This is a genomic window from Polaromonas sp. YR568, from assembly GCF_943371715.1.
In the GTDB taxonomy this organism is placed as follows: domain Bacteria; phylum Pseudomonadota; class Gammaproteobacteria; order Burkholderiales; family Burkholderiaceae_C; genus Polaromonas.
Window position 1 is genome coordinate 13,090 of record NZ_CALRVW010000038.1, and the last position, 16,122, is coordinate 29,211.

General features: G+C 62.6%; 17 protein-coding genes and 1 pseudogene. 6 read left to right on the forward strand and 12 right to left on the reverse strand.

Features of this window, described 5'->3' with window-relative positions; all coding sequences use genetic code 11:
- Positions 1 to 6: 6 nt before the first annotated feature.
- From AAG813_RS18770 to AAG813_RS18785, 4 genes and pseudogenes are all read right to left on the reverse strand, one after another.
- Positions 7 to 96, reverse strand: a pseudogene (locus AAG813_RS18770) (endonuclease III); the annotation flags it as partial.
- A gap of 77 nt (positions 97 to 173) precedes the next feature.
- The gene (locus AAG813_RS18775) at positions 174 to 698 is read right to left on the reverse strand and encodes an SRPBCC family protein (RefSeq protein ID WP_341917519.1); all 525 of its coding nucleotides are present in this window, start codon (positions 696 to 698) and stop codon (positions 174 to 176) included.
- A 49-nt stretch (positions 699 to 747) separates the two neighbouring features.
- Entirely contained in the window at positions 748 to 918 is a 171-nt protein-coding gene (locus AAG813_RS18780) for a hypothetical protein (protein WP_341917521.1), read from the reverse strand.
- A gap of 9 nt (positions 919 to 927) precedes the next feature.
- Positions 928 to 1,347 carry a hypothetical protein gene (locus tag AAG813_RS18785; RefSeq protein WP_341917523.1) on the reverse strand — a complete coding sequence of 140 codons (420 nt, stop codon included), beginning with the start codon at positions 1,345 to 1,347 and terminating at the stop codon, positions 928 to 930.
- Positions 1,348 to 1,436: 89 nt separating this feature from the next.
- Between AAG813_RS18785 and AAG813_RS18790 the strand changes: the two genes are divergently transcribed.
- Entirely contained in the window at positions 1,437 to 2,630 is a 1,194-nt protein-coding gene (locus tag AAG813_RS18790) for a PLP-dependent aminotransferase family protein (RefSeq protein WP_341917546.1), read from the forward strand.
- Positions 2,627 to 3,010, forward strand: a complete 384-nt coding sequence (locus AAG813_RS18795) for an energy transducer TonB (RefSeq protein ID WP_341917524.1) — start codon at positions 2,627 to 2,629, stop codon at positions 3,008 to 3,010. Before AAG813_RS18790 ends, AAG813_RS18795 begins: the two co-directional genes overlap by 4 nt.
- A 79-nt stretch (positions 3,011 to 3,089) precedes the next feature.
- On the opposite strand, the gene AAG813_RS18800 is transcribed toward AAG813_RS18795, so the two are convergent.
- From AAG813_RS18800 to AAG813_RS18815, 4 genes are all read right to left on the reverse strand, one after another.
- A complete protein-coding gene (locus tag AAG813_RS18800) occupies positions 3,090 to 3,278 on the reverse strand; it encodes a hypothetical protein (protein ID WP_341917525.1) in 189 nt (62 codons plus the stop codon).
- Between the two features lie 131 nt (positions 3,279 to 3,409).
- Entirely contained in the window at positions 3,410 to 5,413 is a 2,004-nt protein-coding gene (locus AAG813_RS18805) for a hypothetical protein (RefSeq protein WP_341917526.1), read from the reverse strand.
- 178 nt (positions 5,414 to 5,591) lie between these two features.
- Complete coding sequence (locus AAG813_RS18810; protein WP_341917527.1) at positions 5,592 to 6,629, reverse strand: VWA domain-containing protein; 1,038 nt, start codon at positions 6,627 to 6,629, stop codon at positions 5,592 to 5,594.
- A gap of 122 nt (positions 6,630 to 6,751) precedes the next feature.
- Positions 6,752 to 7,198 (reverse strand): SRPBCC family protein, encoded by a 447-nt coding sequence (locus AAG813_RS18815; RefSeq protein WP_341917528.1) that lies wholly within the window; start codon positions 7,196 to 7,198, stop codon positions 6,752 to 6,754.
- A 384-nt stretch (positions 7,199 to 7,582) separates the two neighbouring features.
- Between AAG813_RS18815 and AAG813_RS18820 the strand changes: the two genes are divergently transcribed.
- On the forward strand, positions 7,583 to 8,023 hold the full coding sequence (locus AAG813_RS18820; protein ID WP_341917530.1) for a nuclear transport factor 2 family protein: 441 nt from the start codon (positions 7,583 to 7,585) through the stop codon (positions 8,021 to 8,023).
- 183 nt (positions 8,024 to 8,206) lie between these two features.
- Here the strand turns inward: AAG813_RS18820 and AAG813_RS18825 are convergent, their stop codons facing one another.
- The 4 genes from AAG813_RS18825 to cls all read right to left on the reverse strand — a co-directional run bounded on the left by AAG813_RS18825 (position 8,207) and on the right by cls (position 11,299).
- Complete coding sequence (locus tag AAG813_RS18825) at positions 8,207 to 8,563, reverse strand: VOC family protein (RefSeq protein WP_341917532.1); 357 nt, start codon at positions 8,561 to 8,563, stop codon at positions 8,207 to 8,209.
- Positions 8,564 to 8,592: 29 nt separating this feature from the next.
- Complete coding sequence (locus tag AAG813_RS18830; RefSeq protein ID WP_341917534.1) at positions 8,593 to 8,874, reverse strand: DUF4389 domain-containing protein; 282 nt, start codon at positions 8,872 to 8,874, stop codon at positions 8,593 to 8,595.
- 204 nt (positions 8,875 to 9,078) lie between these two features.
- Entirely contained in the window at positions 9,079 to 9,753 is a 675-nt protein-coding gene (locus tag AAG813_RS18835) for a hypothetical protein (RefSeq protein WP_341917536.1), read from the reverse strand.
- A 265-nt stretch (positions 9,754 to 10,018) separates the two neighbouring features.
- Entirely contained in the window at positions 10,019 to 11,299 is a 1,281-nt protein-coding gene (gene cls / locus AAG813_RS18840; protein ID WP_341917538.1) for a cardiolipin synthase, read from the reverse strand.
- A 374-nt stretch (positions 11,300 to 11,673) separates the two neighbouring features.
- Between cls and AAG813_RS18845 the strand changes: the two genes are divergently transcribed.
- From AAG813_RS18845 to AAG813_RS18855, 3 genes are all read left to right on the forward strand, one after another.
- Positions 11,674 to 14,130: a transglycosylase domain-containing protein gene (locus AAG813_RS18845; RefSeq protein WP_341917540.1), complete on the forward strand. Its 2,457-nt coding sequence runs from the start codon at positions 11,674 to 11,676 to the stop codon at positions 14,128 to 14,130.
- Between the two features lie 199 nt (positions 14,131 to 14,329).
- The gene (locus AAG813_RS18850; protein WP_341917542.1) at positions 14,330 to 14,908 is read left to right on the forward strand and encodes a DUF2889 domain-containing protein; all 579 of its coding nucleotides are present in this window, start codon (positions 14,330 to 14,332) and stop codon (positions 14,906 to 14,908) included.
- Positions 14,909 to 15,165: 257 nt separating this feature from the next.
- Positions 15,166 to 16,122: transglycosylase domain-containing protein (locus AAG813_RS18855; protein ID WP_341917544.1), on the forward strand; the 957-nt coding region annotated here is incomplete at its 3' end.

Sequence of the window (16,122 nt, forward strand, 5' to 3'; positions counted from 1 at the left end):
TCTTTCCGCCTGGGCACTCAGCAGCACGGCCACCGGCAGATCGAACACGCTGGTGTATTCCAGTTCGGTCACCGGCATCGGGTTGGAGGCTTTCAGGGTGGCGAAGAAGGGGGGGTGATCGACTCGGTTTTCATGGACGCTTTGAAAAGGATGGCTCGGCCTGCGACCGCAAGTCAACGCGCACCGGCATTGCCCGGCACCGCGCGGGGTTTGGATTTTCCGGCCGGCAGCAGCCGGCGCAACAGCCGCACTTTCACCGGCCAGGGTACGACCAGCGGCTTGTTGCCCACGGCACGCTGCGCCTGCGACAGCGCGTCTTCCACCAGCGCGTTGTGCAGGTGGCGGATCACCAGCTCCCAGAGCAGGGTGGCGCGGCCTTCGGTCTGCATCTCGATGCGGTGCTCCAGCACGCAGTCTTGGTCGGTGGCGCCCAGCACGGTGAAACTGTGCCAGCCATTGAAGCCCCTGGGCTCGGTGAAGCGGAAGCGGATGGATTCGCCCGGTGTGTAGGCCGTGACCACATAGCCGATCGGCCCGTGCCCGCCCACCGCGCCCGGCACCAGCGGCCGGTCGAAGCGGATGCGCGGCCAGCCGGGCGGCCACAGTTTGTCGTCGGGCGAGCCCAGCGAGGCCATCAGCTCAGCCACCTGCGCCGGTGTGGCCTCCAGCCGCCGCTGGTGCACGTTGACGATATTCATGCATGACTCCTTGAAATCTTGAGAGCTGGAAAACCGGGGAGGGCGGCCCTCAGGCCTGCAGCGTCCGCCTGAACAGGTCGAACAGCCGCTCCCAGTGCCGCTCTGCCGCTGCCTGGTGGTAGATGCCTGCGCGCTTCGGGGGGCCGCCTTCTTCGGGGCACACCACAAAGCTGTTCATGGCGCCGTCGGCGCCGGGGATGTCCATGTGTTGTTCGATCATGGCTACGCCTCAAATAGAAAAGTGAATAAGCAGGCCCAGGCTGTACAGCAGCGTGGCCAGCACGATGCCGCGAAACGGTGTGCTGAACCAGTAGATCCGGCCCACCACCACATAGGCCAGCAGCGCGACCAGGCCCAGCGCCAGCAAAAAGACCGACTGGAACAGCAAGGCGGGTTGCAGCAGCGCCAGGTAGCCCCAGACCCCGCCGAACAGAATCGCGCCAAACGAATGGCTGTAATTGAAACCGATCCAGGCCCGCCACATGGTTGTCTGGCGGCTGATGGCCGGCGACACCGCCATCATGCGGGTCTTGAGCTCAGGGTCGCGCGGGTCGAACGGGGGACCCTGGAAGGTGAAGACCAGGTGCAGCAGGCCCAGAACCAGGAGCACGGCGCCGCTGGCGGCAATGAGGAGTGCAGGGGTGTTCATGCCGGTATTCTGCCGCGACCGGCGGCGGCGCCGGAAAGCGGCGCGCAAATTGGCGACAATGCAAAGCAGAAAGAGAGACCGCCATGCCCTTGCCATTTGCCGACCGCCTCAACAACGTTGAAACCTCCGCCATCCGCGAACTGTTCAAGCTGCTGGGCAAGCCCGGCATCATCAGCTTTGCCGGCGGCTTTCCCGACAGCGCCATGTTCGACGTGGCCGGCATCCAGGAAGCCGTCAACCTGGCCTTGACGGAAGAACCCGGCGCCGCGCTGCAATACGGTGCCACCGAAGGCTACAACCCGCTGCGCGAACAGCTCGCCGCCTTCATGGGCAGCAAGGGCGTGAGTGTCGCGCCCGACGGCCTGATCGTCACCACCGGCAGCCAGCAGGCGCTGGACCTGCTTGGCAAAACCATGATCGACCCTGGCGACAAGGTGATCGTCGAAGGCCCGACCTTCCTGGCCACCATCCAGTGCTTCCGCCTTTACGGCGCCGACCTCGTCAGCGCGCCGGTGGACGCCAATGGCGTGGATACCGACGCGCTGGAAAAACTCATGGCCGAACACAAGCCCAAGTTTGTGTATCTGATTCCGACCTTCGGCAACCCCAGCGGCGCCATGCTGAGCCTGGAGCGGCGCAAGAAAGTGCTGGCCCTGGCCGTCAAGTACAACACCCTGATCGTCGAGGACGACCCGTATGGCGACCTCTACTTCAACGACGCACCGCCCCCCAGCATCCTGAGCCTGAGCCAGGACGTGCCCGGCAGCCGCGAGCTGATCGCCCATTGCGGCTCCATGAGCAAAGTCCTCTCACCCGGCCTGCGCGTGGGCTGGATGATTGGCCCCGCCGAACTGCTGGCCAAGGCCACCATGTGCAAGCAGTTCAGCGACGCGCACACCAGCACTTTTGCCCAGGCCACCGCCGCGCAATACCTCAAGGCCGGCCGCATGCCCCCCACCCTGGCGCGCGTGCGCAAGGTGTACGGCGAACGCGCGGTGGCCATGGGCGCCGCGCTCAAGCGCGAGCTGGGCGATGCGGTCGAGTTCACGCAGCCGCAGGGCGGGCTGTTCTTCTGGGCTCGGCTCACAGGCGCGGGCGGCAAGACCAAGGACGCCGGCGAGTTTGCGAAGCGGGCGATTGCGCAGGGCGTGGCGTTTGTGCCTGGTGCGCCGTTTTATGCGGGCAAGCCGGATGTGAGCACCTTCCGGCTCAGTTTTGCGACCGCCGATGTGGGGAAGATTGAAGAAGGCATGGCGCGCCTGGGCAAGGCGATCCACGGATGAAGAAACAACTGGTGTTGGCCGCAGCCCTGATAGGCGCAGCCGCACTGGCACAAACCCAACCCGCCGCTGTTGACCGCAACGCAGCGGCCGCGGCGCCTGTCCTGTCTGCCCACGCCCGGCCGGAAGCGCCTTTGACGCCGGACTATCCCCCCGCGGCCTTGCGGCTGGAGCAGCAGGGCGAGGTGAGGGTGAAACTGCGGGTGCTGGCCAGCGGCGCCGCGGCCGATGTGCAGCTACGCACCAGCTCCGGCTACCACCTGCTCGATGAGGCGGCGCTTCGTTACCTGCGCAGCGCCAGGTTTGTGCCGGCGCAGGATGGCAACGGGCAGCCGGTGGACAGTCTGGTGGTTGTTCCGATTCGCTTCGTTCTTCAGGATTAGCCGTCCAGGCGAGACAATGAAAAAAGCCTGCTGCAAAGGTGCAGCAGGCTTTTTTGTGGGGTGTTACCCCAGCGGATGATCAGCCCGCAGGCTGCTCGTCCTTGTCAACCGCTTCACTATCGGTCTCGGGTTTTTCGTCGGTGGTCGTCAGGTGCGGCTTCTTGCCGGGCTGAACGGCATGTTCTGCACCGGGAGCGATCTCTTCGCCGCGGTGTTTCTTTTCCTGCTGGACTTTTTTGTCGTGGGCAATGTTGCGTGGGTCGGTCATGGGAGTCCTGTGATGGTGGGAGAAAGCAGGGCCTGAGTGAACCTGTTTCTTCACAGTGCGCGCCGTATAGGCTTGGCGATACCGCTGCAATGCTTGAACTTGTGTGGGAGGGGTCCCACGCAGCCGACCAGCTACACATTCCAATCGTCGAGCATTGGCTCGATTTTCTTGAAGTGAAGTCTCAATTGCTGAAAATCATCATTTGAAATAGATTTTGCGTGTGCGTCCGGGCGTCCTGCCGCATTGATTTCCTCAAGCATGGCGGTAAATTTCGCCTTGTCAATAATGAAGATGTTCTGAACTGACGCCCATTCGCGCTTAACTATATTGATAAGTTCAAGAAAAAACAGGGGCGACTTATCCCTGTCAAATAATGCCTGCAAATCCAATTGAGCTAGCGAGGTCCGACGAGTCTCAGGAAGTGCAGAGATCGTCAGCTCCGCAGCTTTTTTTGCGCCATGCATGGTGCGAAGACCGTTCCGCAAGAGAATCCGTAATGCTTTTTCCAATCGGGTTCTTCTCATCGAAATTTCTTGAATCTTTTCAGACGGGGTTAAGTTTAGGCGCTCGGTTTGATGCTTCTTTTTTAACAGTTCAGAAATAGCTTCCAAACTAAACGCATATCCGCCATTGCCTCGCTCTATTAGCCCGTATCCAATTAAGTGCCGCGTGTAGTTTGTATGGTCGGCGGCAAAGCTCATAAACGATTCAGTGTCCCCTGCCGCAAGATAGGTCAGCATTTGGTACTCATCGGGGTACCAATCTTTTAGCACCTGAATCATCATCTCGAGATAGTCATTGCCCAACTCAAAAAAATCAACTTTTGCAGCTTGATACAGCGCTTTGTCTATCCTGACTGGTCGTAGTTGACTCGCTTTTTGATTAATTAAGCTACACATCTGTCGCACCAAAAATGGGTGTCCGCCGAAGTCTTCAGTCAACTTTGCAGCGATAAGGTCATCAAATTTCAAGCCCATGTAGTCGCCAAGCTTGGTCACCATTTGCTTTACCTGGCCGACCTCAAAATTCGGCACATATTGAGCTGGAATGGATGCAAAAATTGGATTTTCATGGCCTGCGAGCATTGGCGATTCAATGCACCCAGGATTTGTTCCGACAAGCATGTAGGTAAAAATGCCGGGTGTTTTTTGATAGAGCCCGCGCAAGGTTTGCCAAAAGTAAATAAAGTCGGCGCCACTACGCCAATGCTCGGACGAAGCAGTGCCAGGCGTCAGGCGTTCTATTTCATCAAAAATGAACAGAGTGCTGGACTCCTTCTTCGAGCGGAATATTTTTAGCACATCCTCCTCAAAACTATCGGCCGCCTTTTTTTCGGTATAACGCCCATCGGTGTGGAGTTTTATTTTTGACTCCCGGCTTTGGTGATACAGGTGCACCAGCTTCTCAAGCAATTCATACCATCGCAACAGATGGACGGAGGGGCTTTCGCAATCTAGAGCAAGCGCGTTGTCCCCACTGACGACAAGTTTTCGCTCAATAGCGTAGACAATCGAAGTCTTCCCACTTTTTCTTAAACCAAATAGACTCGTATGCTCACCGGACTGGGCTCGATTAACAATCTCGTTAATCAATTGACTTCTACCGAAGAAGTACGTGTCTTTCTTTAAGGGTGAGAGGAAAGAGAATAAATCACGCGAGAAAAAATGCTTTCTAAATCGATTTTCGATTAGTGGGCCGGTATTATTATTTAATAGTTCGCTGTAGGTAAACGGAACAATAATTGGATGTTCTGGATCGGACTTCAGCAGACGATCGACTTTTTCTTCGACTTGGGCAGCTCGGCTTATCAAGATACCGCAGACAGTTTCCGCGCGCATCTTTGGAAGAATTTCATTTACCTTATCAAAAATGTCCAGCGATCTGGGCTCGAAGTATGGATAGTCACTAAAAATACAAACGACCTCACGTTCGATGTTGAACATTTCGGATGTTTTGATTGTCGGTTTCATCAGGAAATAGTTGTATCGCGACTGAGCCGCGGTTACCTCTTCGCCTGAATTTGTGAGATACCAATCCGCCGAAAGTTTTTGAAGAATACGCTGTTCATCTGCGTTAAAGCGATTGATTAGGAATTGTTTGTGGATGCCCGGATTGGTGATGGATTTGTCCAGCATATTGCCTCCCTTTAAGTATTGTTAGGAGAAGTATGCCAGTGACCGCAAGGCTTACCTCGATAAGAATTTTGACAACTCAGGGCGCGCAAGGCTGCCTCATAAATCGCTATGACCAGCATCCTCAATCCGGGGGTAGCCTAGTTCCGCCTTGAACGCTTGGCCGCGCTGCGGCAGGCTCTCAAACAACACGCCGAAACCAAACCAGCGAGCAAACCCCCGCCGCCAGCGCCAACCCCGCCGACAGCAAGGCCAGCAAGGCCGTGACCTCCGTCTCACGCGTCTGCACCTGCACCGTTGAGCCCAGGTTTTCGTACACGCTGCGCAGCGCCTCCGCCGTGCCCGCATGGTGGTATTCACCGCCGGTCATGCGGGCGACCTCGCGCAAGGTGGGTTCGTCCAGTTGCAGGTAGATGGGCATGCCTTCGGGCATGGCTGCGGCATCGCCCACGCTGCCCAGGCCGATGACGTAGATGCGCACGCCCCGGTCGGCGGCCATCTTGGCCGCTTCCAGCGTGTCGACGCCTGTCGTGCGGCGGCCGTCGCTCAGCAGGATGATGGCCGCGGCGTCGTACGAGCCCGGCGCCACCGGGGTGATCTGCTGGGGCGGCGGCTTGTCCTTGTCGTCCAGGCTGCGTCCACGCGGCTTGCTGCCAAAGGTCATTTCTTCAAGATTGATGCCCTGGTCCGGAAACAGCTCGGCCAGGCTGGTCACGATGGCGCTGCCGACGGCGGTGCCGATCTGCATTTGGAAACTGTCGATCGCCTTCACCAGGGCGGGGCGGTCCAGCGTCGAAGTCTGAGCCACCTGGCTGCTGCTCGCGAACGTGACCAGCCCGACTTCGATGTTTTTGGGCAGGTCGCCCAGGAACAGTTTCGCGGCCTCTTGCGCGGCCACCATGCGGCTGGGTTTGACGTCTTCCACGCGCATGCTGAGGGAAACGTCCATCGCCAGGATGATGGTGGAGCGCGCCCAAGGCAGCGGCACCCGCGCCACCGGACGCGCTGCCGCAAGCAGCAAGCCCGCGAAGGCCAGCAGCAGCAGGGCGGGCGGCACGTGCCGCCGCCACGGGCGCCCGGCGGTTGCTGCGCGAACCGTGCCCAGGCTGCTGTAGCGCACGGCCTGCTTGCCTCTGCGCCGCAGCAGCCAGAGGTACAGCACCAGCAGCAGGGGCAGCGCCAGCATCAGCCAGAGAAATTGAGGCCACAGGAAAAACATGGAAACCTTATCTTGCCCCGGAAGCGGCCGGCAGGCAACGGCACCAGGGGCCGGGCCGGGCTGCAGGACGGTGAAGACGGTTGTCTGCTGTCTGGGGACCGGCCCGCCTGTCTGAACACCCGCTACTGATTGATTTCCGCCTCCACCAGCTGCCCCAGCAGCACCAGTGACTGCTGCCAGCCCACGTAACACTGGTCCACGGGAATCACGGCGGGAATGCCTTCCTGCACGGCGTGCAGTTCCACCCCGGCGGAGACGGCCTTGAGCGTGATGGTGGTGGTCATTTCGCCCGGCAGGTTCTTGTCGTCGAAGGCACTGGTGTAGCTGATGCGTTCGTTGGGCACCAGCTCAAGGTATTTGCCGCCGAACGAGATCTCGCTGCCCGTGGTGAAGTTGAAGAAGGACATGCGCCAGCTGCCGCCCACCCCGGCGTCCATCTGGTGGACCTTGCCGGTGAAGCCGTGCGGCGGCAGCCATTTGGCCATGGCGTTGGCATCGAGAAAGGCGCGGTACACCCGCTCGGGGGTGGCGCGCAGCACGCGGTGAAGTTGGACGGTGCCTGTGGACATGATGGACTCCCTGATGAGTGGCAGAGGAAAGGCCCTCTGAGCGTACGACGAACAGGGATGGCTGGAATCGACACCGAGCGCCGTGACATGAAAAACCTGCCGGGGATCCCGGTCCAGGGCATTCCAGTTGCTTGAACTGCGGTCTCGTGCGCGCCAACATGGATTGCGGGTCAAGCCCGCAATGACTGCAAGGAGCTATGAAAGTCATAGCTGCTGGCGCCCGTGGTTAAAGGGCTGAAGACCAATTTGATGCATGGTCTGTTCTCCGGCCGGACCGCCGATCCGGGCCCATCCACGGCCTGAGGTCCGGCCGTGGAAAGGCATACCATCGCGTTTGGCGGTGCTCACGCTCACGAATGGACGTCTGAAAAACAAGGAGACCCGATGCTGATCCAACGCTTCATGGAGAACTACAAAAAGGCCTGGGAAACCCGCGACGAGTTCCTGCTGGCCTCGCTGTTTACCGAAGACGGCCGTTACCACAACACGCCGTTTTCAGTGCAGACCGGCCATGCGCAGATCAGGCAGTACTGGCAGCGCGTCAAGCTTCAGACCGACATAACGCTCACTTTTGACATCCTGCATGCCGCTGAACTGAGCGGCATCGCGCACTGGCACACCACTTACCAGGTCACCTCGGAAGAGATGTTTGCGATGTGGGCCGCTTCCACCGGCACCAGCCAGCTTGCGCGCCAGCCGGGCGACCCCTTGCCGCGCCTGGCGCTCGATGGTGTGGCCGTGGTTGAGTTCGAGGCCGGCGGCCTGTGCCGCGACTTCAGGATCTGGTGGCATTCGGTGATCGAGCCCCAGGCGCCGGGTTCCTGACTTGCCCTCCCGGGCCTCTGGTTGGTCATCCCGGACTCGATCCGGGATCCATGCCTCCTTCACGCCAGCCTCGGGTAGGCCACCATGGATTGCGGATCAGGTCCGCAATGACGGCATTTGCTATTGAATATATAGCTGCTGGCGCCCGTGGATAAGGGGCTGGATGCCAATTTGACGCATGATCTAGTCTGTGGACCAGACCCCCAGCTCATAACCATCGACATCCCTGAAGTGAAAGCGCCGCCCGCCCGGAAACGGGAAAATCTCCCGGCTGATGGTGCCGCCGGCGGCAATGACGCTGCTGCGCGCGGCTTCGAGCTGGTTGGCGTAGAGGATGACCAGCGGGCCGCCGGCGGGCGAGGGTGGCGCCAGCGTGGTGAAGCCGCCTTTCATCGCGCCGTCTGAAAACTCCGCGTACTCCGGGCCGTAGTCGGTGAAGGTCCAGCCGAAGGCCTGGCCGTAGAAGGCCTTGACCTTCCCTATGTCGTGGACGTTCAGCTCGATGTAGTTGATGCGGCAGTTTTCGGGTGCGGTGGTCATGACAATCCTTGGTGAAGGGCCCAGCCTGCTCACAGCTCCCCGGTCGGCCAGTCGCTGAAGGGGAAGGGCAGGGTCTCGGTGGCGAAGGAGACGAAGCCCGCAATCTGTGCCAGGTAGCGGCCCACACTGCGGCCAAACGCTTGCAGGCGCGGGTTGGGCTGGTCGGCAAAGACGGTGAAGCCCAGCTGCAGCAGGGCGACGGCTACCAGCACCCAGGCGGCGATCTGGAAGGCCATCCCCATCAGCAGCATCAGCAGGGCGCGTACCCAGAGTTTGCGTTGCGGAACGGTGGCGAGGGCGTTGTCGGTCATGGTGAGTCCTTCTCGGTGGGTTGAGGCACTGCGCGCATGATCGCGCCAAACCCGGGCAGCGGTTTGACCTGCGTCAAGCCGCTTTCGCGCCCGCAGGCGTGGGGCCTGGCGCCAGCTGGGTGGCGATGCCCAGCCCATTGTGCAAAAAAATCCCGGCACAGGGCCGGGACGTTCACCAAAAGGGGGCGTGATGCCCCCGGACCATCAATTGGCTGCGAAGCAATACAACTTGCCGGAGCCGCCTGTACGCACCAGGGCCTCGGGGCTGCAGCCTGCGGACTGGTGCGAGAAGTTCCAGGACTTGGCCCAGTTGTCGGTGTTGGGCCCGACGCGGTCGTGGTGGCCAACGACGGCCGAGCCGTCGGTGGAGCTGGTCCAGGCTTTGCAGGTGGTGTCGGTCTGCGGCGCAAAGGCGGTGCCGTCGGCCCGGGAGCCGGTCAGGATGTCGTGCTCATTCGGGTTGTCGCCCCGGCCCTTGATGGGGTTGCCGCGCTCGTCCAGCGCGGTTTCCTTGGCGATCTTGTTGCCGTTGTGCAGCTGGGTCAGGTCGCGGGCAATCAGCATGCCCTTGGCGTTGTACCAGGGCCCGTTGCCAATGCGGTCGCGCGCATGGGTGGCGGCGCCGGCGGGTGTGGTGGCGGTGGCAAAGGTGGGCGGCGTGCTCAGGTAGGCGCGCCAGGTCTTGTTGCCGGCGCCGGCAGCGGTGGCCAGCTTCTGGCAATGGGCGTCGGCACCGGCCAGGCCGCCCAGGTCGCCGCCCTTGCCGCTGCCCACGCTGGTGACAAAAAAGCTCATGGGGCCGGTGCCCTCCATGCTGGCACAGGCGGTGAGCAGCGCCAGCGTCGCGGTGGCGATGGCAATGTACTTGAATTTACGCATGACACGTTTCCTTGAATGTTGATGTGAGACGGGAGTTGGAATCAGCGCCACATGACCTCAACCCGGTGGCTGCGCAAAATGGCGCTCCCTGCATGAACGAGGGGGGTTGACGCCGCCCGGGTCGCGGGCGGTTTGTTGTCCTGGCGAATCCATTGAACCTCAAGCCCGGGTCCGCTGCATTCGGGATGTCCCTTATCCAGCCTGTTTCGCTCGGCCATCCGGCACTGTCAGAGCGCCTGGCCGGGGCCGGCGGTCAGCGCGGCATTCACAGCACCTCGTTGAACAGGTAAAACATGTTGTCTTTGGCCTTGTGCCACCAGCCGCGGTGCTGCCAGGCCTTCAGGTCGATCTCCTGGCAGCGTGCCACATACTTTTCAAACATCGCATCGAGCTGCGTTGCCAGGGCGGCGTCGTGAACGCCCAGTGTGATCTCGTCGTTGGTGTCGAAGGACCGGTCGTCAAAGTTGCTCGAGCCGATCGCGCTCCAGACGCCGTCCACCGTCATCACTTTCTGGTGCAGCAGCGTGTGCGGGTATTCAAACAGGCGCACGCCGCACTTGAGCAGCTTTTCAAAGTTGCGGTGGCCGGCGTGCTGCACCATGGGGTTGTCCGAGCCGCTGGTCGAGGGCATCATCACCCGCACATCCACGCCGCGTTTGACGGCGGCGCCGAAAGCGTCAATCGCCTCGGGCTCGGGGATGAAGTAGGGGTTCTGGATCCAGATGCGTTTTTGCGCCAGGCAGATCACCGTGTGGTGAAGAATCTTGACCGCCGGGGCCGAGCCCTCCGGCTTGGCATAGGCGGCGTGAATCGTCACCTTGCCGGCGGGCGCCAGTTCGGGAAACACGTCCTTGCCCAAAAACAGCTCGCCGGTCTGCCCGCCCCAGTTTTCGCTGAAGGCGGCCTGCACGCTGTGCACGATCGGGCCGTGCAGGCGCACGCTGAGGTCGGCGTAGTGTTGGCCGTCTTCGGCGTTGCCCAGCCACTGGTCCACCACGCAGTGGCCGCCCACGAAGGCTTCGCGGCCGTCAATCACCACCAGCTTGCGGTGGTCGCGCTCGTTCATCACGCCAATGTTGCGAAGGGCCTTTTCATGGAAGAACACGAGCTTGCAGCCGGCGTCTTTCATCTGCCGGCGCGTTGCCTGGCCGACGCCTTTGGAACCGGTGGCGTCCAGCAGCACGCGCACTTTCACGCCGGCCCTGGCCCGCTCGGACAGGGCGTTGGCCATGCGCTGGCCCAGCACGCCGTCTTTCCAGAGGAAGGTTTCAAAGTGCACGTTGTGCTGCGCAGCGCCTATGCGCCCGATCAGCACGTCGAAGAAGGCGCCGTTTTCCAGCAGCTCCACCGCGTTGCCGGCCACGGGCGTGCTCAGGGTCTGGCCGGCCAGGGAGGGAATCAGCTCGTCGATGGACTCGCCGCATTCAATTTTCAGCTTGGGACTGTTGTGCCGCTTGATCGACCAGATGACCAGGCCCATCAACGTGGCCAGGCCCAGAAAAAGTGCCGCCGCGCCGTGCAGCGCGCTGCCAAGAAAAGATTCCATCATGGCAGCCGGGTGTTGGTGTTGATGTGTTCGGGGTCTGTACCTGGCTGGGTCATGGCTGCTCACTCCTCTGGGTTGTGCGTTCAGCATAGGGTCGGCAGGCGGGCAGGGGTGTAGGCCAGAGTCGCGGCCGCCTGACCGTGGCGTGCCTTTGTGGCCGGGCGGGCCCTTGCACGGCGGACGGTATGCGCTATGAAAAATGTAGCTAATCCCGACCGTGGGATAAGGGCTGGAGCACGATTTTGCTCAAAAAAATCTGGCTGGCCCGCTTTTGCGCGCCTGGCTGGCGCCGTGGCCCTGCCTGCGCCAGCCGATGGCGGCATTGCCTGCCGTCCTACAGCCCGGGCGTGTGGTGCCCCCTACGCTCGTCGCTCATGAAAACGCTCTCCCTTCCGCCCCGGCTCCGGCAGTTCGGCGCTGCCGTTCTTTCAGGCCTGCGCCACCCCACGCTGCGCGGCATGGCCTGGGGGCTGGCAGCGGTGCCCGTGGTGCTGGGGCTTTACGTTCTGGCGCTGATTCCTTTCACCCCCAGCATTGACGACCTGCGCAGGGTCAAGGCGGCCAAGCCGTCGGTGATCCTGTCGGCCGATGGCCAGCAGTTGACCGTTTTCGAGCGTGCCAACCGCGACTGGGTCAAGCTGGCTGACATTTCCCCGCATGTGGCGGCGGCGCTGGTGTCCACCGAAGACGCGCGCTTTTACCAGCACCGCGGCCTGGACCTGCGGCGCACCGGCGCGGCCCTGATGAACACGCTGCAGGGCAAGGTGCAGGGCGGCTCGACCATCACGCAGCAGCTGGCCCGCAACCTCTACCCCGAAGACATTGGCCGCGCGCGCACCATGACGCGCAAGATCAAGGAGGCCATCACGGCGGTGAAGATCGAGTCGGTGTATTCCAAGGACGAGATTCTGGAGACCTACCTGAACACCGTGCCCTTTCTGTACAACGCCTATGGCATCGAGATGGCGGCGCGTACCTACTTCGACAAAACCGCCGACACGCTCAACGTGCTGGAAAGCGCCACGCTGATCGGCATGCTCAAGGGCACCAGTTATTACAACCCGGTGCTCAACCCCGAGCGCGCCCTGCAGCGGCGCAACACCGTGCTGAGCCGCATGGCGCGGCACCAGAAGCTGCCGGCCGCTGACCTGGCTGCGCTCAAGCAGATGCCGCTGGCCGTCAGCTTCGAGCGGCAGGAGCCCGAGCTGGGCCCGGCGCCACACTTCACCCAGCAGCTGCGGCGCTGGCTGATTGAATGGGCCGACCGCAACAGCTACAACATCTTTGCCGACGGGCTGGTCGTGCGCACCACCATCGACTCGCGCCTGCAGGCCATGGCCAATGAAGCGGTGACGCGCCAGGCCGACAGGCTGCAGGCCCTCTCCGACGCCGAGTGGGCGCAAAAATCAGGCTGGACGGCCAGGGGCCCCAAGCGCGAACTGATGCTGACGTTTGTGCGCGACTCTGCCGAGTACCAGGCCGCGCTGGCCGCCGGTCAGACCGACGAGGAGGCGCTGCGCCAGCTGCTGGCCAACCCACCCTTCCTGCAGAAGCTGCGTGCCGACAAGACGCGCCTGCAGGCCGGCTTTCTGGCGCTGGACCCGACCAACGGCCACGTGAGGGCCTGGGTGGGCAGCCGCGACTTTGCCAGTGACCAGTTTGACCACGTGGCCCAGGCGCGCCGGCAGCCGGGTTCGACCTTCAAGCCTTTTGTGTATGGCGCCGCCTATGAAAACGGCTCGCGGCCTTACGACATTTTCATGGACCAGGCGGTGGAGATTGCGCTGGGCGACGGTGCCTTCTGGCGCCCGTCGGACGGCGGCGGGCCCAGCGGCGCACCGATGACGCTGCGCGAAGGCCTGATGTATTCCAAAAACACCATCACCGCGCAGGTGATGCAGGTGGTGGGTCCGCAACGCGTGGCCGCGCTGGCGCGCAGCATGGGTGTGCGCCAGAGCAAGCTCGACGAAGTGCCCTCGCTCGCGCTGGGCACCAGCCCGGTGACGCTCAGGGAAATGGTGGCCAGCTACAGCACGCTGGCCAATGACGGCCGCTACATGGAACCCATGGTCGTGACACGGGTGGAAGACCGCAACGGCCATGTGCTGGAAGAGTTCCAGCCCGCGGTGGCGCAGGCCGCCATGTCCACCCACGCGGCTAACATGCTGGTGGACGTGATGCGCGGCGTGGTGGACCAGGGCACCGGCGCTGCGATTCGCAGCCGTTACGGCATTCGCGCCGACGTGGCGGGCAAAACCGGTACCACGCAAGACAACACCGACGGCTGGTTCATCCTGATGCACCCGCAACTGGTGGCCGGTGCCTGGGTCGGCTTCAACGACAACCGCGTCACCATGGGCAACCGCTGGGGGCCGGGCGCGCAGAGCGCGCTGCCGGTGGTGGGCGAGTTTTTCCAGGCGGCCCTGAAGGCGAAGGTGCTGGATGCGCGCGCCAGGCTGTCGGCCACGGCCGGCATGAGCAGTGCCGCCCCGCCGGCCGGCCAGGAGCTGCTGGCGCCCGGCGAGCCGCTGGTGGAAGTCCATGGCACCGAGGTGCCACCGGGTGCCGGCCAGGCGCAGGCCGTGATTGTCCCGGGCGGACCGGGCGCTCCGGGGGGCCAGCCGCCTGCTTCCGGAAACCTCTCGCCGCCACCCATCAAGTACGTGAACATCCAGATTCATCCCGCCGCCGCGTTCCCCATGCCCGCCACGGCGCCCCCGACCCAGCCGGTGCCAGCGCCGGTGACGGTGCAGGTCACGGGCGAAGCACCGGCACGCGAGTTGCCCGAGCCGGTGCTGCGCATCGAGCTGCCTGAACCCGAGGCGCGCTGAGTTTCTTCGTCAGCAGTGCGCGGGCTTCCAGCCCCGCTGGAGGCGCTATGAAAACAGTAGCTGCTTGCGCACGCGTGGAAAGGGCTGGCGGCTGATTTGATGCCTCAATCCGGCGAAAGTCGCTCCCGGCGCTGCGCCCAGCCCGTCTTGCGGGGAAAATAGCGGTTTCCCTGTTCTGCCCCTGACTGACTGAAGCCCCATGCCACTGCCCGCACCGCAAGCCCGAAAACACCTGCACACCCGCGCCGTCGTTTACCGCGGCTACCAGCGCGAGGATGGCCTGTGGGACATCGAGGCCGAAATGACCGACGTGCGTACCTATGCACATGCCCGCTCCGAGCGCGATGTCCCGCCGGGCACGCCGATCCACGGCATGGCCATACGTGCCACGGTGGACGACAGCCTGGTGATTCGCGACATTGCCAGCGTCAGTGACCACGCGCCGTTTGACGAATGCCAGCAGGGCATCGACCCGATGCAACTGATGGTGGGCGCCACCATGGGGCCAGGCTGGCGCCAGGCCATTGAAAAGGCGCTGGGCGGCATCCGCGGCTGTACCCACCTGCGCGAGATGCTGTTCAACATGGCGACGGCCGCTTACCAGACGGTGCCGGTGTACCGCGGCCATTTGCGCGCCCAGGCCGGCCTGGCAGAGTCCGCCAGCGCCGAGCCGCCTTACCACCTGGGCAAATGCATCGCCTGGGATTTCGACGGCGCTGTGGTGGCGCGCCATTACCCGAAGTTTGCGGGCTGGCTGCCCTTGAAGCGGAAGGCCTGAATCGCGATTGAACCCCGCAATGGACGTGCTGGTAACGGCGGGTAATGCCCGGTAATGGCCGGTAACGGGCGGTGATGACGGCTGGGCACTATAAAAACAATAGCTGTCTGCGCCTGTTCAGCCTGGGCTGAAGCCATTTTTTACTCTCAAGATCCGGCAGCCCCGCCGCTCACGCCCAGCCGGACCCGGCGCCCGCCCGTCGCCTTCCGCCAGCGTCCTACAGTCCCTTACAAAGGCAACCCCTACACTGGCACCCGATGAAAAAAATGTTCGCCCGTCTCCTCGCCCGTTTCCAGCCCCTTGCGGCCGCCTTTGCCGCCGAAACCATGCGCCGCCTGCGCAACCCCACCCGGCGCGGCGTCGCGCTCACGGTGGCCGCCATTCCTGCGCTGCTGCTGTTGTATACGCTGCTGCTGATTCCCTTCACGCCCAGCATCAGCGACCTGCGCAAGGCCAAGGAAGAAAAACCCGCCCGGGTGCTGTCGATCGACGGCAAGGAGCTGGCCGTGTTCAAGCGCGCCAACCGCGACTGGGTCAAGCTGTCCGACATGTCGCCCAACGTGCTGGCCGCCCTGATTGCCACCGAAGACCACCGCTTCTACGAGCACCACGGCATCGACCTCAAGCGCACCGCCTCGGCCGTTTTCCAGACCTTCACCGGCGACCTGCAGGGCGGCTCCACCATCACGCAGCAGCTGGCCCGCAACATGTACCCCAAGGAGATCGGCCGCTCGGCCACGGTGACGCGCAAGATCAAGGAGGCCATCACCGCGCTGAAAATCGAGGCGGTTTACACCAAGGACGAGATCCTCGAGACCTACCTCAACACCGTGCCTTTCCTGTACAACGCCTACGGCATCCAGATGGCGGCGCGCACCTATTTCGACAAGTCGGCCGACAAGCTCGACGTGCTGGAAAGCGCCACCCTGATCGGCATGCTCAAGGGCACCAGTTATTACAACCCGGTGATCAACCCCGAGCGCGCCACGCAGCGCCGCAACATCGTGCTGGCGCAGATGGTCAAGCACGGCAAGCTGACGGATGCGAAGTTCCAGGCCCTGAAAAAACGGCCGCTCAAGGTGGACTTCGAACGGCAGACCGAGCCACTGGGCCCCGCGCCGCACTTTGCTCAGTTCGTGCGCCGCTGGCTGATCGAATGGGCCGACCGCAACGACTACAACATCCATGCCGACGGGCTGGTGGTGCGCACCACC